15 protein-coding genes are annotated in these 20,768 nt (G+C 64.0%); 7 read left to right on the top strand and 8 right to left on the bottom strand.

Annotated elements, in window-relative coordinates:
• Positions 1 to 33 precede the first annotated feature (33 nt).
• Together FHR87_RS05090 and gshA are read left to right on the top strand one after the other, a co-directional pair.
• Positions 34 to 1,347 (top strand): ATP-binding protein, encoded by a 1,314-nt coding sequence (locus FHR87_RS05090; protein WP_183165632.1) that lies wholly within the window; start codon positions 34 to 36, stop codon positions 1,345 to 1,347.
• A 205-nt stretch (positions 1,348 to 1,552) separates the two neighbouring features.
• The gene (gshA, locus tag FHR87_RS05085) at positions 1,553 to 3,136 is read left to right on the top strand and encodes a glutamate--cysteine ligase (protein ID WP_183165631.1); all 1,584 of its coding nucleotides are present in this window, start codon (positions 1,553 to 1,555) and stop codon (positions 3,134 to 3,136) included.
• A gap of 105 nt (positions 3,137 to 3,241) precedes the next feature.
• On the opposite strand, the gene FHR87_RS05080 is transcribed toward gshA, so the two are convergent.
• The 5 genes from FHR87_RS05080 to FHR87_RS05060 are packed head-to-tail and all read right to left on the bottom strand — an operon-like array spanning position 3,242 to position 9,798.
• Positions 3,242 to 4,066 carry an energy transducer TonB gene (locus tag FHR87_RS05080; RefSeq protein WP_183165630.1) on the bottom strand — a complete coding sequence of 275 codons (825 nt, stop codon included), beginning with the start codon at positions 4,064 to 4,066 and terminating at the stop codon, positions 3,242 to 3,244.
• Entirely contained in the window at positions 4,063 to 4,506 is a 444-nt protein-coding gene (gene tolR / locus FHR87_RS05075) for a protein TolR (RefSeq protein ID WP_221189734.1), read from the bottom strand. The genes FHR87_RS05080 and tolR overlap by 4 nt, the downstream gene beginning before the upstream one ends.
• Positions 4,507 to 4,516: 10 nt before the next feature.
• Positions 4,517 to 5,224: a protein TolQ gene (gene tolQ, locus FHR87_RS05070; RefSeq protein ID WP_183165629.1), complete on the bottom strand. Its 708-nt coding sequence runs from the start codon at positions 5,222 to 5,224 to the stop codon at positions 4,517 to 4,519.
• A 53-nt stretch (positions 5,225 to 5,277) separates the two neighbouring features.
• The gene (locus FHR87_RS05065) at positions 5,278 to 7,287 is read right to left on the bottom strand and encodes a phytase (RefSeq protein ID WP_183165628.1); all 2,010 of its coding nucleotides are present in this window, start codon (positions 7,285 to 7,287) and stop codon (positions 5,278 to 5,280) included.
• Positions 7,288 to 7,329: 42 nt separating this feature from the next.
• Positions 7,330 to 9,798 (bottom strand): TonB-dependent receptor, encoded by a 2,469-nt coding sequence (locus tag FHR87_RS05060; protein ID WP_420826726.1) that lies wholly within the window; start codon positions 9,796 to 9,798, stop codon positions 7,330 to 7,332.
• Positions 9,799 to 10,204: 406 nt separating this feature from the next.
• On the opposite strand from FHR87_RS05060, the gene FHR87_RS05055 reads away from it, so the two are divergent.
• Positions 10,205 to 11,119, top strand: coding sequence for a GGDEF domain-containing protein (locus tag FHR87_RS05055; RefSeq protein WP_183165626.1), 915 nt, complete (start codon positions 10,205 to 10,207; stop codon positions 11,117 to 11,119).
• 4 nt (positions 11,120 to 11,123) lie between these two features.
• Positions 11,124 to 12,158 (top strand): AraC family transcriptional regulator, encoded by a 1,035-nt coding sequence (locus tag FHR87_RS05050; protein ID WP_183165625.1) that lies wholly within the window; start codon positions 11,124 to 11,126, stop codon positions 12,156 to 12,158.
• Between the two features lie 192 nt (positions 12,159 to 12,350).
• On the opposite strand, the gene argA is transcribed toward FHR87_RS05050, so the two are convergent.
• Positions 12,351 to 13,649, bottom strand: coding sequence for an amino-acid N-acetyltransferase (gene argA / locus FHR87_RS05045; RefSeq protein WP_183165624.1), 1,299 nt, complete (start codon positions 13,647 to 13,649; stop codon positions 12,351 to 12,353).
• A gap of 37 nt (positions 13,650 to 13,686) precedes the next feature.
• Positions 13,687 to 14,844: an acetylornithine deacetylase gene (argE, locus tag FHR87_RS05040; RefSeq protein WP_183165623.1), complete on the bottom strand. Its 1,158-nt coding sequence runs from the start codon at positions 14,842 to 14,844 to the stop codon at positions 13,687 to 13,689.
• A 238-nt stretch (positions 14,845 to 15,082) separates the two neighbouring features.
• Between argE and FHR87_RS05035 the strand changes: the two genes are divergently transcribed.
• On the top strand, positions 15,083 to 16,438 hold the full coding sequence (locus tag FHR87_RS05035) for a CYTH domain-containing protein (protein ID WP_183165622.1): 1,356 nt from the start codon (positions 15,083 to 15,085) through the stop codon (positions 16,436 to 16,438).
• A 35-nt stretch (positions 16,439 to 16,473) separates the two neighbouring features.
• Positions 16,474 to 18,246, top strand: coding sequence for a type IV pilus assembly ATPase TfpB (tfpB, locus tag FHR87_RS05030; RefSeq protein WP_183165621.1), 1,773 nt, complete (start codon positions 16,474 to 16,476; stop codon positions 18,244 to 18,246).
• On the opposite strand, the gene FHR87_RS05025 is transcribed toward tfpB, so the two are convergent.
• Complete coding sequence (locus tag FHR87_RS05025; protein ID WP_183165620.1) at positions 18,243 to 18,965, bottom strand: murein L,D-transpeptidase catalytic domain family protein; 723 nt, start codon at positions 18,963 to 18,965, stop codon at positions 18,243 to 18,245. The two genes, tfpB and FHR87_RS05025, sit on opposite strands and share 4 nt — an antisense overlap.
• Before the next feature lie 134 nt (positions 18,966 to 19,099).
• On the opposite strand from FHR87_RS05025, the gene FHR87_RS05020 reads away from it, so the two are divergent.
• Positions 19,100 to 20,686 (top strand): L,D-transpeptidase family protein, encoded by a 1,587-nt coding sequence (locus FHR87_RS05020; RefSeq protein WP_246335781.1) that lies wholly within the window; start codon positions 19,100 to 19,102, stop codon positions 20,684 to 20,686.
• Positions 20,687 to 20,768: the final 82 nt, after the last annotated feature.

The following is a 20,768-nucleotide window of genomic DNA, read 5'->3' as shown; positions in this document are numbered from 1 at the left end:
CGTTTTTTCGTGCAGATCTTCCGAGTTTTTGTCATGAAAACCCCTGCCTGGTTCCCGCAAAGCTTCTTCGCCCGCACCCTCTGGCTGGTCCTGCTGGCCGTACTGTTCTCCAAACTCCTGACGCTGGTCTATCTGATGCTCAACGAGGACGTGCTGGTCGATCGCCAGTACAGCCATGGCGCAGCCCTGACCCTGCGCGCCTACTGGGCCGTCAGTGGCATCGACCGCGAGGTCGTCGCCCAGGCTTCCGGGCTCAAGCTGCTGGAAGAGCGGGACGTCCCCATCGGCGAATACCATTGGCCCTACTCCGACGTATTCGAGCGCCAAATGCAGCATGAGCTGGGCCCGCAAACCCAGATCCGGGTCAGGACTCAAGCCTCGCCGGCGCTTTGGGTCAAGGCGCCGACGCTCGGCGAGGGTTGGGTGGAAGTCCCGCTGTATGCCTTCGCCCTGCGTGGCCAGCGGATCTGGAGCGTACTGGGCTGGTCCTTTGGCATCGGCCTGCTGTCGACTGCCGCCGCCTGGATCTTCGTCAGCCAACTCAACCAGCCGCTGAAACGCCTGGTCGTCGCCGCCCGCCAGATCGGCAAGGGGCATAGCGTGCGCCTGCCGGTAAGCGATACGCCGAGCGAGATGACCGAACTGTATCGAGCCTTCAATCAGATGGCCGAGGATGTCGAACAGGCCGGGCGCGAACGGGATCTGATGCTCGCGGGCGTCTCCCACGACCTGCGCACCCCGCTGACTCGCCTGCGCCTGTCGCTGGAGCTGATGCACGGCGATTCGGAACTGGCCGAGGAAATGATCCGCGATGTGGAGGACATGAACGCCATTCTCGATCAGTTCCTCGCCTTCATCCGCGACGGGCGCGATGAATCGATCGAGCTGATCGACCTGAGCGAACTGGTGCGTGAAGTAGCCGCCCCCTATAACCAGCAGGGCGAGCAGGTACACCTGCACCTCGAACCCATGCCACAGCTGTGGCTACGCCGGATTTCCATGAAACGCCTGCTGGTCAACCTGATCGAGAATGCCATGCGCTATGCCGGCGTCGGCGTGGAAGTCGCCGCCCATACCTCTACCGACAGCAGCGCACCCTACGTGGTCCTCAGCGTGCTCGACCGTGGCAAAGGTCTCACCCCAAAGGAAATCAACGAGGTCTTCAACCCTTTCATCCGCGGCGACCGCGCCCGTGGCGGCCAGGGGACAGGGCTCGGCCTGGCCATCGTCAAGCGCATCGCCGCCCAGCATGCTGGCAGCGTCGAGCTGCGCAACCGTCCCGATGGCGGCCTCGAAGCACGCCTCTGCCTGCCGCTGGGCCTGTTGCTGCCCCGCGACGCGGCCTGACCTGCGCAGCCCGACCACTAACTAATAGCAAAACCATCTGCCGGCATGCGGGGAATCACCGCAGGGGCAGATGGTCAACTGGGCGGATAACGCTATCGTTCGCACAGCGTCAGGCGAACACCCTATACGAATATTGATCCGGCTCTTGTAGTGGCCTTATCCAGCCCGCATATTGCGCCGTCTGATGCGTGAAGGAATTCCTGACTTGAGCGATCTTCTCTCTCATCGCCTGGCATTGCTGGCCGAACCCAACCATCTGCCGTTGCTGACCCAATGCCTGCACGGGATCGAACGCGAATGCCTGCGCGTCGATAGCCAGGGCCAACTGGCCATGACCGGTCATCCGCCAAAACTGGGATCGGCGCTCACCCATCCGCAGATCACCACCGATTATTCCGAAGCGCTGCTGGAGTTCGTCACCGCCGCCGCCACCGAGCCGGCGGCGACCCTCGCCGAACTGGATCGCATCCACCGCTTCGCCTGCGCCAACCTCGACGGGGAATACCTGTGGAGCCCCTCGATGCCTGGCCCGCTGCCAGCCGAGGAGACGATTCCCATCGCCCGCTATGGCAATTCCCATATCGGTCGGCTCAAGCACGTCTATCGCAAAGGCCTGGCACTGCGCTACGGCAAGACCATGCAATGCATCGCCGGTATCCACTACAACTTCTCCCTGCCGGAGAGCTTCTGGTCGCTGCTGCACCAGAGCGAAGGCGATACGCGCAATCCACGCGACTTCCAGTCCGAACGCTACATCGCGCTGATTCGCAATTTCCGCCGCTACAGCTGGCTACTGATGTACCTGTTCGGTGCCTCGCCGGCGCTGGACAGGAACTTCCTGCGCGATCATCGCCACCATCTGCAGCAACTCGACGCAGACACCCTCTACCTGCCCTGGGCGACCAGCCTGCGGATGAGCGACCTGGGCTACCACAACAATGCCCAGGCCGACCTGACCCCCTGCTACAACGATCTGTCCAGCTATATCGACAGCCTGCGCCGGGCGGTTTCCACGCCCTATGCGCCCTATGTTGCAATCGGCACCCAGCGCGCCGGCGAGTGGCTGCAACTGAATACCAACATCCTGCAGATCGAAAACGAGTACTACTCGATCATCCGCCCCAAACGCGTCGTCCGCAGCGGTGAACGGCCGATCCAGGCCCTGATGGAGCGTGGCGTGCAGTATGTAGAGGTGCGCTGCCTGGACATCGATCCCTTCCTGCCACTGGGTATCGATCTCGACGCAGCGCGCTTCCTCGACGCCTTCCTGCTGTTCTGCGCCCTCGAAGACAGCCCCTGCCTGGATGCCCGGGAATGCGCCGGTTGTACCGGCAACTTCCTCAAGGTGGTCAAGGAAGGCCGCCGCCCCGGCCTGCATTTGCAACGCCAGGGCCAGACAGTGCCGCTCACAGCCTGGGCGGCCGAGCTGGTCGAGCAGTTGCAGCCACTGGCCCAATTGCTCGACCGGGCTCACGGCGGCACTGCCTACCGGGACGCCCTGCACCTCCAGCAGGCGAAGGTCGCCAACCCTGAACTCACGCCCTCGGCACGAGTCCTGGCGACCCTGCGCGAGCGCGGCGAAAGCTTCCGTGACTTCGCCCTGCGCCAGAGCCTGGCCCATGCCGAAACCTTCCGCGCCCATCCACTGAGCGAAGCGGAGCAGCAAGCTTTCGTGGCCGCAACCCGCACATCCCTCATGGAACAAGCCGAGCAGGAACGCCGGGACAGCGGCAGCTTCGACGACTTCGTCGCGGCCTATCAGGCGAGCATCCAGAATAGCGGGGCCTGACCCTGTGACGGGCAAAGCCTGGCCTTGCCCGCCCCGCAGCCCCAGCCAGTGCATGCTCGCTACCCGCTCAGCCCGGCAAACGGGAGGTGGGTACTGGCTGGTTGATCATTCCTGGATTCGGTAGTGGAAGGTGTTCTTCACGTCGAGCACAGCAACGGCTCGCCCATCGACAATGCGTGGCTGGTAACGAAAGGAGCGGGCCGCAGCCAATGACGGACGCACGAACAGCGGGTGACAGTTGCCGATGACCTGCGGATCTTCCACCCGACCCTGGGGGTTGACCCGATAGCTGACCGTGCAGTCGCCCTCGATGCCCTTGTCCAGGGCAGAGTCGGGATAATCCGGGGCCTGCTTGGCGATTGGCAGGTACTGGCGGCTGGCCGCAGCGGCGGCTTCGGCGCGGGCACGTTCGGCAGCGGCGTTAGCGGCGGCTTCGGCCCGGGTACGTGCAGCGACCTCATCCAGACGCTGCCGTTCCTGGCGCTGCGCCAGTTCATCGGTCTCGCGGCGCTGTTGTTCGCGCTGTTGCCGTTCGATGCGCTGCTGCTCGTGCTGCTTCTGCTCTTGCACCCGCTTGCGGGCCAGCGCAGCCTGCTCCAGCTTCTGCTGCTCCAGACGCGGGGCGGGTTTGGGTGGCTCCACAGGTCTGGATGGCGCCAAGGGTTTGGGCGGTTCCACCGGCGCCGGCGGCGCTGGCTCGACCTGGGGCGGCGCCGCTAGGGCCGGTGGCGTCAGCGCGACCAGTTGTGTGGTCAGGGTGCGGACCTGGGGCGCAGACGGCGTCTCGCCTTGCCAACCGACCATCAGCAAGGCCAACACCGCCACGTGTACCCCCACAGCCACGCCGCTGGCGGCGATCTGGCGCGACCAACTGCTGTCACTCTGGCACGGCGCGCAAGGTGCCGGATGGTCCATGAACACGGCACTCATTGCGGCGCCTCGGTGATCAGTCCGAGGTTGCTCACCCCGCCCTGCTGTAGTGCGGCGATACCGGCGACCACACTGGCGTAGTCAGCGTTCCGGTCGGCACGCACATAGACCTGGGTATCGCCGCGCGCGGCGACGATAGCGCTGACCTTGGCGCGCATCTCTGCCAGATCCACCGCGCTGTCGGTCTGCCCCTCGGTATCCAGCTCGGCACCGAGGTTCCAGTAATAGCTGCCGTCGGCCTTCACCGAAAGGGTGAGAATCTGCTGGCGAGCATCCGTCGGCAGTGCCTCGGCGGCGACCTTGGGCAGCTCGATCGGCACGCCCTGGGTGAGCATGGGCGCGGTGACCATAAAGATCACCAGCAACACCAGCAGTACGTCGATGTAGGGCACTACGTTCATCTCGGCCTTCGGGCCGTGCGGGTTATACGGCTTGCGCATGATGAACTCCTCAAGCGGCCCGGGCGATGCTCGGCGCGGCCTGCAAGCGGCGATGCAGACGCCCCTGCAATTCGTTGCCGAAGGCATAGTAGCGGCTGCCGAGGCTGGCCACGCGGGCGCTGAAGCGGTTGTAGGCGACCACCGCGGGAATCGCCGCGAACAGGCCGATGGCGGTGGCGATCAGCGCCTCGGCGATCCCCGGCGCGACGGTGGAGAGAGTCGCCTGCTGAACCTGTGACAGACCGATGAAGGAATTCATGATCCCCCAGACGGTGCCAAACAGGCCGATATAAGGGCTCACCGAGCCGATGGTGGCAAGTAGCGCCAAGCCCTTGCCGAGACGCTCTTCCTCCTCGCTGATGGCCACCAGCAGGCTGCGCTCGACACCTTCGAGCACCGCCTCAGGCGGGATGCCCGACTCGCGTCCAAGCTGCTGGAATTCACCGTAGCCGGCCCGGAACAGACGCTCCAGGGCGGCGTCGGCAGGCAGCTTGTCAGCGTCTTCGCGATACAACTGGGCGAGCTCGGCGCTGCCACGGAAGCGCCGCAGGAAGTCCTTGAGCAAACGCTCGCTGCCACCGAGCAGCAGGCTGCGCTGGACAATCAGATACCAGCTGGCAAGTGAGGCGAGGACCAGGGTCAGCATGACCAGTTGGACCAGCAGGCTGGCCTCGCTGACCAGACCCCAGACGCTCATGGGTTCGAGAGTTGAATGCATGATATGGCTCCTTTTCTGCACCCGCTTCCCGGAAGCGGGCTGTCGAGTGCGGGTTATTCGATTACGCTTTCACTACCGCTTGATGACAGCGCCTTGCCACTTGTAGAAACCGGCGCATCCAGGCCCAGGGCGGCAGCGACCTCGCGCCAAGGCACGAACTTGAAGTTCTGGGTCTGCTCGGGCATGCGTTTGCGGCCGTCCTGCACCACCAGCATGCCCTGGCTCCAGGGGCCGCCCAGATTGGCCGAGGTGACCTCCAGGCCATCGGTCTCGGCAGCCCCGTCGATACCCAGCACGCCGTTCAAGCCGACCCGGAAGGTGCCCCGCCAGGCATAGGGCGGCTCTGCATCGAGCACCACATAGCTGTCGTTGCCTTGGCTGGAAATCACCAGGTAGTCATTGTCATGGCTGGCAGAAAGATAGAGCGCCAGCCCCTCGACATCGGCGTGCAGTGCTTCACCGACCCGGATCACGCTTTCCGGCGTGGCGGGCGCATCCGGGCGGGCATCCAGCGCCCAGACGCCGACATCCTCTTCACCGAGGAACAGACGCTGACGGCGGTCGTCGGCGACGCAGCCCTCGGGCTGGCTGTCCACCTGAAAACGGCGCACCAGTTCGCCTTTCACGGCACCATCGGCGGCGCTCAGGCGGTACTGCAGGAAACTGCCGCCCTTGCCGTTGGCGAAGGCGTACAGCTCGCCTGGTGCCGGCTGGAACAGACAGATGCCGTAGATATCCGCCAGTGGCGTGGAGATTTCGCCAGCCTCGCGCAACTTGCCGCTGGCACGATCGATAGCGAACACGGTGATGCTGTTGCGGTCGCGGTTACTGGCCACGGCCAGGTCGACCGACGTATCGCCGAGCAGGAAATCCGGGCGTACGTCGATATTGTTCAGGCGGCCCACTGGCAAGTCCTGCAGCAGTTTGCCGTCGAGATCGTAGACTTGCAGACCTTGCTTCTTGTTGGTGCCAAGCACCCGCGACAGCGCCGGCTGCCCAGGGTGGACCCAGATCGCCGGATCGTCGGCGGCATCGCCATGGCGGCCGACCGGTTCGCTCTGCCGCAGCGCAGCGACGCTGGGCAGCACTTTCGGCAACGCCACTGGCCGGGGTCGCCAGTCCAGCTCACCCTTATAGAAATGTCCGTTATCGTCACCGATCAATAGCTCCAGGCCCTCGCCGAGCGGCCGCACGCTGAGCCGCTCGGGTTTCTCCAGGCCGTCGAGCGGCAGGCTGGCCAGCGCCTTCCAGCCAGCGTGCTCCTGTTGATAGAGATGCAGCTCGGCATGCCGCGAGTCCAGCGCCAGCAGACCGCCGGATAGCGCGGCCATGGCACCGGCGCGCCCGGTGAAGGAGCCGAACGGCTTGAGCATATCCACCGGCTGGCGCGTGGTATCGGCCTCGGGATGCGCCGGGTAGGCCCATAGCCCGGCGCCGGCTTCGTCGACGAACAGCAGGTTGGCCCCATCGTCCACCTGGCAGTGGGCAGCCTCGGGCGGCAACGGCAAGGTACGCACCAGGCGCGGTTCGTCGAGCAGTCGCGCATCGTTGCCGACCAGCCATTGCTCGCCCCGACCTTCCTCGCCAAGCAAAAACAGATGCAGGTTGGCCGTCTCGTCGCGGTACAGGCACAGCCCGGCGAGCGCATAGTCGCGCGCCGGCAGCAACTGCGGCGGGCTCCATTGGCGACCGGCCGGATCGAGGCTAACCAGCGTGGCCTGCTGCGCGGTTTCGTCCAGCGCGGCGACGATCAGTTGGTGGCCGGCGCTGCGGCTGTCCAGGCTGGCATAGCTGCCGGGCAGACGCGCCAGTTCGCGGCCCTCGCTGTCGAGCAGCGACAAACCTTGTTGCTCGCTGGCAGCGATCCGCAGTTCAGCGCCGCCGGCCAGCTCAGCCGGCACAAAGCGCAGGTCGTCGGCCTCGCGACCGGTCACCGCGCCCCAGGGGCTCAATTTCAGGGCCGGCGTGAAGGGCGCGGCTTGAGCACGGCATTCGCCGATGGTCGCAAGCAGACTGGTGCCCAGCAGGATGGCCAGGGAGATACGGGAAAACTCGAAAATCATGTCGCAGATGGTCCTTGTCGTGGCAGGGCAGTCCCTGGCAAATCAAAAGTGGGTAAGGGTCAGGCCGAGCCGGTAGGTCGGGCCGTATTCTTCATACTGGGCGTTGAAACTGCGGCGGCCGCTGTAGACGTAATAGTTCTCGTCGGTGAGATTCTGCGCCTCGAAGGTCAGCCGCAGATTCTTGGTCAGGGCGTAGCGGGCGCTGAAATCGACGAAGGTCTGGTCATCCACATAGAGGTCGCGCTTCTTGTCGGTGATGCCGGCCACTTCCTGGAGATACTTGGATTTGTAGTTGACCGACAGGCGCACACTGAGCCGGTCGTCCTCCCAGCCGAGCATCAGGTTGCCGACCCGCTTGGACTGGCTGGGCAGGTCGATATTGCGGTGCAGCGCGCGGCCGCTGTTCGGGTCGCGGCCACTGATGCTGGTGTCGGAGTGGGTAACGGTGAGGTTGCCGCCGAGCAGCAAGCCGTTCCAGGGCGCCGGTAGCCAATCGAACTTCTGTGACCAGGCCAGCTCCAGCCCCCAGAGATCGGCGCGATCACCATTGGCAAAGGTGTTCGCCTCGGAAAAATCAGTCCAGTCGCCGCTGCCGGCCAGGTCGGTGTTATAGGTGAAGTTGTCGATGTCCTTGTAAAACAGGAAGGCCGACACCACGCCGGCGCGCCCCAGGTAATGCTCGATGCCCAGGTCGATGTTGCGCGATTTCAGCGGGCGCAGATTCGGGTTGCCGAAGCTGGCTTCGTCACCATCGATAACGAAGCCGGGGGCCAACTGGCCGAAGGTCGGGCGCACGACCGAATGCGTGATGGCCGCGCGCAGTTGGGTGCGCTTGTCCAGTTGGTAGCGCAGGTGCAGACCCGGCAGCCAGCGGGTATAGCTATTGTCTGCGTTGATTTTTTCGTAGTTGCCATCGCGAATACCGCTGCCTCTGGCCTCGAAGCGGGTCCGCTCGTAGCGCATGCCGGCAATGATGCGCAGGTCGCCGACATCGAGCGTGTGCATGAGATAGGCGGCGTCGATGTCCTCGCTCATGTCGTAGTCGTTCACCCGCGATTCTTCCGCATCATAGAAAGCATTGCGGTCGAGCCTACCGAGCAGGCCCTTGACCTTGCCCGCGGACAGGCCCGGGCCGAAATTGCCCAGGCCATAGTCCACCGAACCCGACGTGAAGTTGCCCATGGCCAGCTGTGCATCGTTCAGGCCGTGCTCGTCCAGATCCTCGAAGGTGAGGATGTCGGTGTCGTTATCCTTGTCGCGCCGGCTCAGTTTGCCGCCGAATTTGACCCGGGCGGCATGGCCGGACAGTTCGTAGTCGCGGGCCAGGTCGAGTTTGATATTGCGCTCGGTATCGGTGGTGCGGCTCTTGCTCCACTCCACCTCGTCGAGACCGAAGCTGTCGGCCGCGAAGAATTCGCGACCGATGTTCAAATGCGGCTTCCTGCGGCTGGAGAAGCCGGCATCGCTGAAATCATCGTTGCCCGCGAAGGTGGCGTTCAATCCATTGGGGGTGTTCTCGCTGGAGCGGCTATAGCCGATCTGGCCGTTCAGAGTCCAGGCGCCGAGCAGACGCTCGCCACCGAGCACGTAGGAACGGATAGTCTGGATTTCCTTGCGGTCCTTCAGCTCGCGCCAGCCCTCGGCCGCGCCGGTTGTCCCCGGAGCCATGGGGTCGGCGAATTCGACGCCGGCGGCGTTGCGCGTCTCGGTATCCTTGTAGCGGCTGTAGAGGGTACGCAGGTAGTAGCTGGAATAGTCGTCCGGGCGGTAGTCGAAGTTCAGGCCAAAGCCGGTACGCTCGCGGCTGATTTCGTAATCGCGCAGTTCTGCCTGCTCCAACCGCGAGCCGTCCTCGAAATCCCAGTCGCCGCCGGTTTCCACGTTATCCGAGCCGAAGTCGCGGTCCGACCAACTGTAGGCCGCGGCGATACCGAAGTTATCGACGCCGCTGCCAAGGCTGAAACGCTGGCTGAACGCGCCAGAGAATTTCGGGCTGTTCTCGCTGGTGTTCTCGTCGTGACTGCCCTCGCCGCTGAAGGTGTAGAACAGCCCCGCGTGATCGAAAGCGGACAGGCTTTCCACCGAAATAGTGCCGCCCAGGGAGTTGGCGTCCATGTCCGGGGTCAGCGTCTTGACCACCGAGAGCGACTGCACCAGCTCGGCCGGCAGCACATCGAGAGCCACCGCACGGCGACCGCTTTCCGGGGCCGGCACCAGGGTGCCGTTGATGCTCACACTGTTCAGGTCGGGGCCCATGCCACGCACGCTGATGAAGCGGCCTTCGTTCTGGTCGCGCTCGATGGACACCCCCGGCAGGCGCTGCGCCGCCTCCGCGACGTTCTGGTCGGGCAACTGGGCTACACCATCGGCGTGCACCACGCTCTCCACATTGTCGGAGCGGCGCTGCTGCCTGAGGGCTTTGTCCACACTGACGGCCTGCCCGACTACTTCGACATGCTCGGTACTGCCGCGGCTCTCACCTTCGGCAGCCGGCAGCGGCGTGGCAGTGATGGCCAGCGCCAGAGCGCTGAAGGTAAAGCCGGTATGACGGGAGACTCGGCATTCGTACATCTGGATTTCCCCAATTCTCGGTAATAGCGGGCAGAGGCCCCGGCGAAGTGAGGAGGCACGCTAGGGAGACGAGATGGCACTTCTGTGACAGGCAGTGGCGAACGCCCTCAAAAACGTGGCTTGCAAGCCCTATTGCGCAGCCGGATGGGCTGAAATGCCCCCTTCAGACATTCGTCGGCAAGGTAAAAGGCTCGCTTGGCCCCCGCACCGTGGCACCCGGCCCACCGACGAAGAAAAAAAACCCGAACCGAGCTGGTCCGATTTGACCTCCCCGACTGTCATCGGACCGTCACATGGCTCTGCTCTGCTAGCGCCTTCCTAGTTTCAGGCCGGGAGTCCGCCACCGATGCCAAGCCTGCTGAGCCACCATCACGTCAAATTGTTCGCCGTCCTGCTGGCCGCCAACCTCGCCCTGCTGCTGTATCTGGCAGCCGGCGACCCCATTGCGCCACACGACTGGGTTCTGCTGGACATTCTCGGTGAAGGCGGCGCGGCGCTGCTGGCACTGGCCTGGCTGGGCCTGCTGCTCAAGAGCCGCCCGGCCGGACGGGTGACCAACCTGCTGAGCCTGGGGCTAAGCTGCGTGTTCTTCTCCCTGTGGGTGGACTGCCTCGACGAATTCATCCAGTTGCCCGCTGCGGTGCACTGGGATCACTGGCTGGAATCGGCACCCATGCCGGTCGGCCTGCTGCTGCTGACCTATGGCCTCTACCACTGGCACCACGAGCAATTGGCAATCAGCGCCCAGATGGAAAAGCGCGAGCGGCTGTTTCGCGAACACCTGCTGTTCGACAAACTCACCCCCTTGGCCGGTGCCGACTACCTGCGCCGCCAGTTGCAGCTGAGCCTGGAGGAGAGCCGTCGGGAACGCCAGCCACTGTCGCTGATAGCAGTGGACCTGGACGATTTCGATGCGCTCAACCAGCGCTTCGGCCATGCCGAAGGCGATGAAGTGCTGCAGGCCGTAACCCAACTGCTGCTGCTCAACCTGCGCCGCCAGGACTTGCTCTGCCGGCTGGCCGGCGACCGCTTCGTGATCCTGCTGCCCAATACCGGCGAGAGCCAGGCCCGGCAACTGGCCAAGGAGATGGCCCTGGCCGTCGAACACCTGGCGCATAAGACTCGCCAGCACGGCGAACGCCTGCAGCTCAAGGCCAGCGTGGCCAGCACGATGGCGCTGGGTGAAAATGCCGAACAGTTGCTGCGCCGCCTCAACCTGGCGCTGGCCCACGCCAAGCAAACCCTGGCGCTGAGCGCCTGAGGCCATGTCGATGCACGCGCAGTGGTACGAATGCGACAGCCGTTTCATCGCCGCCCATCAGCAACCCGCCAGCCTGATCGACCTGGGCCTGGAGCGTGGCCTCGACAGCCATCGCCTGCTGCGCGGCACCGGCCTGTTTCATGAAGACATCCTGCGTGGCACCACCACGATCAGCCCTGCGCAATACCTGCAATTGATCGGTAACGCCCAACGCCTGCTGGCGACGGACGACTCCAGCTTTCTCTTCGGCCAGCGGTTGCTGCCCGGACACCACGGCGCGGCCAGTCAGGCCCTGGCGCTGGCCGGCAACCTGCGCCAGGCGCTGGAACTACTCGGCGAACTGCGCGCGCTGCTCTGCCCGCTGCTGAGCCCGCGACTGGTCTGCGACGAGCAGCATGCCTACCTCTACTGGCTCGACAGCTGCGGTGCCGGGCCATCACGGCGCTTTCTGCTGGAGGCACACATGACGGCAGTGGCCGCACTGAGTCGACGGTTGAGCGGGGAGCGCCAGCCCTGGCGCTTTCATTTCCGTCACGCCGAGCCTCGCTACGTCGAGCAGTACTGGGTACATCTGAGTGAAGACCTGCATTTCGGCAGCCCTTGCGACCTGATGCGCCTGCCGCTGGCCTGTCTGAACCAGGCGCTCCCCCAGCAGGCCCCCACCGCCAGCGCGGTGAGCTGCCAACAGGCGCGTACGCAGCTCGAAGCCCTCGGTCCGGCAATCAGCCTGCTCGATTGCCTGTACGACTGGCTGCTCGCTCACGTGCGCGAAGCCCCCAGCCTGGAGCGGGCCGCCGCAGCGTTCGGCATGAGCCCGACCACCCTCAAGCGCAAACTGCGCAAACACGCCACCAGCTACCAGGAACAGCTCGATCAGGTCCGCCTGCACGTAGCGCTCTACCTCCATCAGATCAAGGGTTACGGCAACGAAGCGATCGCCAGCTACCTGCACTTCCACGACGCCAACAACTTCCGCCGCTCGTTCAAACGCTGGACCGGCCTGCCACCCAGTTCGCTGCGCCGTTTGCTGCATGCCTGAAGGCCAGCCTCCTTGGGCAACAAATCGCAAGGGCCCGACGTTCAGACGATGGCATTCGCTTCCGATGGCTACGCCGAAACTGGCAGCGGCCCAGGTAGATAAGGCGGGATAACGCCGCCTGCAGCTTATCCACCGCCAGGAAAAGGTGGAAAACGCTACGCGGTTTTCCACCCTACCCGATGGCCCTGTGGCTCAGAGCGCCTTCTCGAACACCTTCGACTGGCGCTGGAGGTTGTACAGCGAGGCCCGCGCCGCGGGCAGTCGTTCGACGCTACTGGGCTCGAAGCCGCGTTCGCGGAACCAGTGGGCGGTGCGAGTGGTGAGTACGAACAGATGCTTCAGGCCCAGATGCCGGGCCCGTCGCTCGATACGCGCCAGCAATTCATCGCCGCGCCCGCCATGGCGATACTGTGGGTTGACCGCCAGACAAGCCAGTTCGCCGGCCTGGGAATCGGCAATGGGATAGAGCGCCGCGCAGGCGATGAGCAGGCCGTCGCGTTCGACCAGGCTGAACTGACCGATCTCACGCTCCAGCACTTCGCGCGAACGACGCACCAGGATACCCTGCTCTTCCAGCGGCCGGATCAGCTCGATCAGCCCGCCGACATCCTCGATGGTCGCCTCGCGCAAGCGCTCGAATTGCTCCTGGGCGACCAGCGTTCCACTGCCGTCGCGAGTGAACAGTTCGTTGAGCAACGCGCCATCCTCCCCGTAACTGACCAGATGACTGCGCCGCACCCCGCCCCGGCAGGCCTGGGCCGCCGCGTCCAGCAGTTCGCCCTGATAATCGCTGCCGAGCCGCTTGACCAGCGCCGGGATCTCCTGCGGGCGCAACTCGCGTACCAACTGGCCGTTCTCGTCGAGAAACCCCGATTCGGCGCCATACAACACCAGCTTGTCGGCCTGCAGGTCGATGGCCGCGCGGGTCGCCACGTCCTCGCAGGCGAGGTTGAAGATTTCCCCAGTCGGCGAATAGCCCAGGGGTGACAGAAGCACGATGGTGCGCTCGTCCAGCAACCGGCCGATGCCCTTGCGATCGATCCGCCGCACCTCGCCGGTGTGGTGGTAGTCGACGCCATCGAGCACCCCGATGGGCCGCGCCGTGACGAAATTGCCGCTGGCCACGCGCAGCCGCGAGCCCTGCATCGGCGAGGACGCCATATCCATGGAAAGCCGCGCCTCCAACGCGATGCGTAGCTGGCCGACCGCATCGATGACGCATTCCAGTGTCGGCGCATCGGTGATCCGCATATTGCGGTAATAGCGCGGCACCAGGCCTCGGGCCGCCAGGCGTGCCTCGATCTGCGGGCGCGAGCCGAACACCAGCACCAAACGCACGCCCAGGCTATGCAGCAGCACCAGGTCGTGGACGATGTTGGCGAAGTTGCCATGTGCCAGCCCGTCGCCGGGCAGCATGACCACGAAGGTAGCGTCGCGGTGGGCATTGATGTAGGGCGTGGCGTGGCGGAGCCAGTTGACGTAGTCGTGCATGCGGGGATCTTGATAGGGGTCGATGGAAAGATGGCCGTCAGCCGGCGGGCCGAGGCTCCAGGCAGTAATAGTGAATCAGCTCGCGCAACAGCTTTAGCGTGGGATCGATCCGCGCCAGCTCCAGATGTTCGTCCGGCTGGTGCGCGCAGGCGATGTCGCCAGGGCCGAGCACCAGGGTCTCACAGCCGAGTTGCTGAAGATAAGGCGCTTCCGTGCCGAATGCCACCGCGTCGGCCGCTCGCCCGGTCAAGCGCTCGGCCAGGCGCACCAACTCGGAGGTAGCCGCTTGCTCGAAAGGCGGTACCGCCGGGAACAGCGGATGATAGTCAATGCCCACCCCATGCCGCTCGGCCAGAGGGACGAGCTTATGGCGGATCGCCGCGCGCAGTTGCTCCGGGTCCATGCCGGGCAGCGGGCGCAAGTCGAACTCCAGCGCACACTGGCCGCAGATGCGGTTGGGGTTGTCGCCGCCGTGAATGCAGCCAAGATTGAGCGTCGGTTGCGGTACATCGAACAACGGATTGCGATATTGCGCCTGCCACTGGCTGCGCAGGTTCAGCAACTCGCCAATGGCCGCATGCATGACCTCCAGAGCGTTGCGTCCGTAGGCCGGGTTGGAGGAATGACCGCTCTGCCCGGTAATGTCGATGCGCTCCATCATCACGCCCTTGTGCAAGCGGATCGGGCGCAGGCCGGTCGGCTCGCCGATCACTGCGGCACGCCCCAGGGGATGCCCGGCGGCGGCCAGGGCACGGGCGCCGCTCATCGAGCTTTCTTCGTCGCAAGTGGCGAGGATCAACAGCGGCTGGCGAAACGGTTGCGCCAGCAACGACCTGACCGCTTCGATGATCAGCGGGAAAAAGCCTTTCATGTCGCAACTGCCCAGGCCGTACCAGCGGTCGTCGGCCTCACGCAGGGTCAGTGGATCACTGCTCCACAGGCTGGCGTCGAAGGGCACGGTATCGCTGTGCCCAGCCAGCACCAGCCCGCCGGGACCCGTCCCGAAGGTAGCCAGCAGATTGAACTTGCCGGGAGCGATTTCCTGCGTCTCACAGCGAAAGCCGAGATCGCCGAGCCAGGCTGACAGCAATTCGATAACCGAACGGTTGCTCTGATCCCAGCGCGGCTGGGTACAGCTCACCGAAGACGCGGCGATCAAGGCAGCGAACTGCTCTTTGAAAGAGGGAAGCGACACAGGCAGACCTCCTGAAAAACCGGAAAAACCGCTCCAGTGAAACACAGATCGGGCCGGACGCCGCCTTTCATGAATAGGCTTCTGGTGCCCGGCCATGTGCGGCGTTGTCCTGTACACTCGACAACCGCGAGCGGCGCTGTGCTCGGAAATGGCTGTCCAGCCCGTCGACCGGCCGGATGAGATTTCTGCCGGAGCCGCCGCAACGGTCCGATCGATACGAAAACAGGCCTTCCGGCACATGCAGAAAGAAACCGAAATCAAATTGCGCGCCACTCGCGAAACGCTTGCCGCCCTGCGCGAGCATCCTCTGCTGAAAAAACGCAGCAAGGAGGGCTGGCAACGCCATGAACTGTTCAACCAGTACTACGACAGCAACGAACGCGATCTGGCTCGCAACAAGGTTGCCTTGCGCCTGCGCCGCGACGGCGACAGCTATATCCAGACGCTCAAGAGCCGTGGTCAGAGCATCGCCGGGCTGTCCGAGCGTAATGAGTGGGACTGGCACCTGGACCAGCCCGAGCTGGACCCGGGCAAGCTGACCGACGAGTGCTGGCCGGCAGCCTTGGCCGGGCTGGACAAGCAGTTGCTCAAGCCGATCTTCAGTACCGATTTCGTGCGCGAAAAGACCGATATCGCCTGGGGTCGCGGCAAGGCCAAGGTAGTCGTCGAAGTCGCGCTGGATCTGGGCAAGGTCGTCGCAGGCCAGCAGGAGGAGGAAATCTGCGAGCTGGAACTGGAATTGCGCCAGGGCGAACCCGCCGCGCTGCTCGAACTGGCAGCCGAACTGGCAGCGGACCTGCCGTTGATGCCCTGCGATATCAGCAAGGCAGAACGCGGTTATCGCCTGCACGATGCCGCTAGCTATGCCCTGGCCCTGCCCGTTCCGAACCTGGATGCCGCACAGCCGCTGGACGATGCGTTCACCGCCCTGGCCTGGCATCTGCTCGGCAACAGCCAACGCCTGGCCGAGCAATATCGCTTCAACGGCCACTGGACGCTTCTGGTCGACTGGGTTCGCCATCTTGCCCAGCTGCGTGCCCTGCTTGGCAGCGTCGGCCAGGCAGTTCCACGGGCCAGCTCGAAGGAATTGCGTGAGTGCCTCGATGCACTGCTGGGCGACTGGCGCCCACGAAGCAACGCTGGCTTGCAGGACGAATCCGTCCGCCAGGCAGCGCCTGCGCTGTTCGCCGAAGAATTGGCCCAGCCGCGCTGGGGGCGGTTTTCTCTGACCGCTTCCCTCTGGCTGCTGCGCCGTACCTGGGGCGACTCGCGCAAAGAGCGCGGCAATCGCCTGGGCAAAGCCGAACTGGGCAAATGGCTGCCACGCATGCTTGCCGAAGAAGCGACGGCCATGCAGTTGCCCAACTACCAAAACCATATCAACGATCTACCAGAGCAACTGCCGCGCATGGAGCGTCTGCTGGTCTGGCTGCAACTGGCACGCAACGTACTCGATCTGCCGGAAACCGACCGTCTTTATGGCGAATTGAGCAAGTTGCACGACAGGCTCGAACACTCCGGCGCCGCCAGCGAAATCCAGGCACAAGCGCAGACTGTCTACACGCTCAAGGTTTGGAGGGAGATTTTGCAGTAGAAGCTTCAGGCTTCGCCAACCAGGACATTCATGCCATGCCACCCGCCACTGCCGATCACCCGCTGAACCTCAACGAACTGCTGCGGGAACTGGTTGCCCAGGGCCGCCTCGCGCAGGAGACGGCCGAGCAGTGCCTGGTGGCTCGCCGCAGCGCGGTGAACCAGCAGCATCCGCTGGAATTCCTCGCGGCCCAGCAGGTGGAAGACCGGCAACGGCCAGGGCGCAAGCTCGATCTGGAGACCCTGACCGTCTGGCTGGCCGAGTATGCCAACCAGCCTTACCTGCGGATCGATCCGTTGAAGATCGAGGTTGCGGCGATCACCTCGCTGATGTCCTATGCCTTCGCCCAGCGCCACAGAATCCTGGCGGTGGAAGCCGGGGCGGATTCGGTCAGCATCGCCAGCGCCCAGCCGTTCGTGCGGGCCTGGGAGGCGAACCTGACCCATGCGCTGAAACGGCCGATCCGCCGGGTGGTGGCCAACCCGGCGGATATCCAGCGCCTGACCGTGGAATTCTATCGCCTGGCCCGCTCGGTGAGCGGCGCGTCAACCGGCGAGCAGAAGATCAGCGGCATCGGCAATTTCGAGCAGCTGCTCAGCCTCGGCGCCAGCGACCAGGAGCCGGACGCCAACGACGCGCATATCGTCAATATCGTCGACTGGCTGTTCCAGTACGCCTACCAGCAGCGCGCCAGCGATATCCACCTCGAACCACGCCGGGAACAGGGCACCGTACGTTTTCGCATCGATGGCGTACTGCACAATGTCTACCAGTTTCCGCCACAGGTCAGCGTGGCGGTGATCAGCCGCCTGAAGACGCTCGGACGGATGAATGTCGCCGAGAAGCGCAAGCCGCAGGATGGCCGGATCAAGACCCGCACACCGGACGGTGGCGAAGTGGAGCTGCGCCTGTCGACGCTGCCTACGGCCTTCGGCGAGAAAATGGTGATGCGCATCTTCGATCCCGAGGTGCTGCTCAAGGGTTTCGACCAGCTCGGTTTCTCTGCCGACGATCTGCGCCGCTGGCAGAGCATGACCGGCCAGTCCAACGGGATCATCCTGGTCACCGGGCCGACCGGTTCGGGCAAGACCACCACGCTGTACACCACGCTCAAGCAGTTGGCCACCAGTGAGGTGAACGTCTGCACCATCGAAGACCCCATCGAGATGATCGAGGGCGCCTTCAACCAGATGCAGGTCCAGCCCAATATCGACCTGACCTTCGCCAGCGGCGTGCGCGCCTTGATGCGCCAGGACCCGGACATCATCATGGTCGGCGAAATCCGTGACCTGGAAACCGCCGAGATGGCAATCCAGGCGGCATTGACTGGCCATCTGGTGCTGTCGACCCTGCATACCAACGATGCGCCCAGCGCCATCACTCGCTTGCTCGAACTGGGCGTGCCGCACTATCTGCTCAAGGCGACCCTGCTTGGCGTCATGGCCCAGCGCCTGGTACGCACACTCTGCCCGCACTGCAAGGCGCCATTAGCGCTGGAAGAAGACATCTGGCAGGAACTGACCCGGCCCTGGAGCGCGCCGCTGCCGCCCGGCGCGCACAAGGCGGTGGGTTGCCTGGAATGCCGTGATACCGGCTACCGTGGTCGCGCCGGCGTGTATGAGATCATGCTGCTGAACGACCATCTCAAGTCGCTGATCAGTGCCGATACCGACCTGCTCGCCCTGCGCCGCCAGGCATTCAAAGACGGCATGCGCAGCTTGCGGCTGTCTGGCGCACAGAAAGTGGCAAGCGGGCTGAGCACGGTGGAGGAAGTCCTGCGGGTCACCCCGCAGAGCGAGCAGCGTTAGCCGCCGGAGGCCCGCGACGACAAAATGGTGACGACTCGGTCCGAATTGCAATTAAGAAAGACAGAGGTCTGCAGCCACTGCCGATCCGGGTACCAGGAAAACATGAATTGCCCGCCCTTGAGGCTATCCACCACCATCTTCGCCACTTCCGGGCGTACCGCCGGACAGCCCTGGCTGCGGCCGATGCGCCCTTGCCGGGTGATCCACAAGGGATTCACGTAATCCGCCGCATGAATGACGATAGCGCGGTCTCGCGCCCGGTCGTTCACCCCCGGTTCCAAACCATCCATCCGCAGCGAGTAGCCGTGCTGGCCCTCATAGGTTTCCTCGGTGCGGAACAGACCGATGCTTGACTGGTAGCTGCCTTCGCGATTGGAAAAGCTGGTCGCCAGGTTTTCCCCGGAATTCTGCCCGTGGGCAACAAAATCCTTGAGCAACAGGCGTTTTCTCACCAGATCGAAAATCCACAGGCGGCGCTCCGAGGACGGCAGCGAATAATCGATCACCGCCAGTCGCTGGGCCGGCGCGGCGCCATGCCGGACAGCACATTCCATCGCCGCGACGGCATTGCGCAGGACCTGTCGATCAAGGGTTAGCGCCGAACGCGCGAGACGCTCGGCGAGAGGCGAATAAGAGGAGACGAGCGTTGCCGCAAAGAGCGGTGAAGAGCAGACGAAAAACCCCGCCGCCAGGCAGAGTCTGCGAAATAATGTGGGCATGCGTTCTATGGGCCTCGTTATGACAACTGCTTCCAGCGGCTGCCTCAGGTAAACTGAAAGGGTACTTCCGTGAACTGCAGCCTTTTTTTGCGGGCTGAAGTCTACCAGCCGGAACCTGAATGTGGAGTGACGCATTGTTGAAAAAAACCGCATTAGGTCTGCTCGCCTGTCTGCTATTGACGGTGCCGGCACCTTTCGCTTATTCCGCACCCTCTTCTACAAATTCAATCTTCCAGATCCTGGGAAATCAGAATAGCGCATGCCGCAACTTGCGCCCGACATTCGACGATCTGGCGCGCAAACAGTTGATCGCCTTCTATCAACCGCACAATTTCCATCCACTCTGGAGCGACCGGCAGCGTCTGGAAGCCTTGCTGGCGCAATTCGATGAGCTGGCGGACGATGGCCTCGACCCGGCCAGCTACGCTCCCGAACAGATTCGCCAGTTGTACCAGACAGCGGACAGCACCCAGCTGGCCTGCGCCGATATTCTGACCACCCATGCCTATCTGCGAGCCCTGCGGCATCTGGCCTGGGGCCGGGTCGACCAGACCAGTCTGGAACCCATCTGGCGCTCCGGGGACTATGCCGGAAAGATTCCCTCGCTGACGAAGATCGCCGAACAGGGCCTGGCAGATCCGGCCATGGCCTTCAGCCAGGCCCGCCCGACACTGGATCTGTATATCAACCTGCGCCACCTCTACGCGCGGATGCGCCATGAGCAATCGCCCGTATGGCCGAAGATTCCGGCCGGCTCGCCGTTGCGCCCGGAGATGCAGGACCTGCGCATCCCCCTGCTCGAGCAACGCCTGGCCATCTACCTGCCGCAGCCCGATCCGGCAGCCAGTGACGATCTGCTCTACTACCCGGCCCTGGTCGAGGCGGTGAAGAACTTCCAGCGCCAGCACAGCCTGCAGCCCGATGGCATCATTGGCCCGGGTACCCTTGCCGAACTGAATACCAGCCAGGCCTATCGCCTGGGGCAGTTGCGTATCAATCTGGAGCGTCTGCGCTGGATCGCCCGCGATATGGAGCCCGACATCTTGCTGGTAAATGTCGCCGGAGCCCGGTTGATCGACTACCGCAACGGCCAGGCCAGTTGGCAGACCCGCACTCAGGTAGGCCGGGCCGACCGTGCCACGCCGCTGTTGAAATCGACGGTAACTCGCCTGACCCTCAACCCGACCTGGACAGTGCCGCCGACCATCCTGCGCGAAGACAAGCTGCCGAAAATCCGCCGCAACCCTGGCTACCTGGCCCGCAACCAGATCAAGGTGCTGGATGCCCAGGGCCAGCAGATCGACCCGAACCTGATCGACTGGAATAATCCGCAAGCCATCCGCCTGCGCCAGGATGCGGGCCCGGGCAACCCGTTGGGGAAAGTTGTCGTGCGTTTCGCCAATCCGTTCTTCGTGTATCTGCACGATACCCCCAGCCAGCCCCTGTTCGCCCGTTCGCCGCGAGCCTTCAGTTCGGGTTGCGTGCGGGTCGAAGGCGCCCTGAAACTGGCCGATCGTCTACTGACCGATCAGGAACGCGAACCGGTCAAGAAGTTGCTCGCCAACGGTAAGAGCACGCAGTACAACCTGGGCAGCCCCAGGCCGATCCTGATTACCTACTGGACGGCAGAAGCCGATGGCAATGGTCAGGTGACCTACCAGCAGGATATCTACAAACTCGACCGGAGCCTGCTGGCAGCATTGAATGCAGCCAGGCCTTGAACTCACCGCCGAGCAATAGAACAGGAGAGAGCATCGTGCGGTAATCCCGGCTAATATTTCTTTAATAAAAAACGGGGCGATG

It is taken from the genome of Azomonas macrocytogenes, assembly GCF_014191985.1.
GTDB lineage: Bacteria > Pseudomonadota > Gammaproteobacteria > Pseudomonadales > Pseudomonadaceae > Azomonas > Azomonas macrocytogenes.
This window is presented reverse-complemented; position numbering and strand designations above follow the sequence as displayed.

Bases quoted from the DNA above. Each gene is read 5' to 3' on its own strand.
- FHR87_RS05090 (WP_183165632.1), top strand. From the start codon at position 34: ATGAAAACCCCTGCCTGGTTCCCGCAAAGCTTCTTCGCCCGCACCCTC.
- FHR87_RS05080 (WP_183165630.1), bottom strand. From the start codon at position 4,066: ATGAGTGCCGTGTTCATGGACCATCCGGCACCTTGCGCGCCGTGCCAG.
- tolR (WP_221189734.1), bottom strand. From the start codon at position 4,506: ATGCGCAAGCCGTATAACCCGCACGGCCCGAAGGCCGAGATGAACGTA.
- tolQ (WP_183165629.1), bottom strand. From the start codon at position 5,224: ATGCATTCAACTCTCGAACCCATGAGCGTCTGGGGTCTGGTCAGCGAG.
- FHR87_RS05065 (WP_183165628.1), bottom strand. From the start codon at position 7,287: ATGATTTTCGAGTTTTCCCGTATCTCCCTGGCCATCCTGCTGGGCACC.
- FHR87_RS05055 (WP_183165626.1), top strand. From the start codon at position 10,205: ATGCCAAGCCTGCTGAGCCACCATCACGTCAAATTGTTCGCCGTCCTG.
- FHR87_RS05050 (WP_183165625.1), top strand. From the start codon at position 11,124: ATGTCGATGCACGCGCAGTGGTACGAATGCGACAGCCGTTTCATCGCC.
- argA (WP_183165624.1), bottom strand. From the start codon at position 13,649: ATGCACGACTACGTCAACTGGCTCCGCCACGCCACGCCCTACATCAAT.
- FHR87_RS05035 (WP_183165622.1), top strand. From the start codon at position 15,083: ATGCAGAAAGAAACCGAAATCAAATTGCGCGCCACTCGCGAAACGCTT.
- tfpB (WP_183165621.1), top strand. From the start codon at position 16,474: ATGCCACCCGCCACTGCCGATCACCCGCTGAACCTCAACGAACTGCTG.
- FHR87_RS05025 (WP_183165620.1), bottom strand. From the start codon at position 18,965: ATGCCCACATTATTTCGCAGACTCTGCCTGGCGGCGGGGTTTTTCGTC.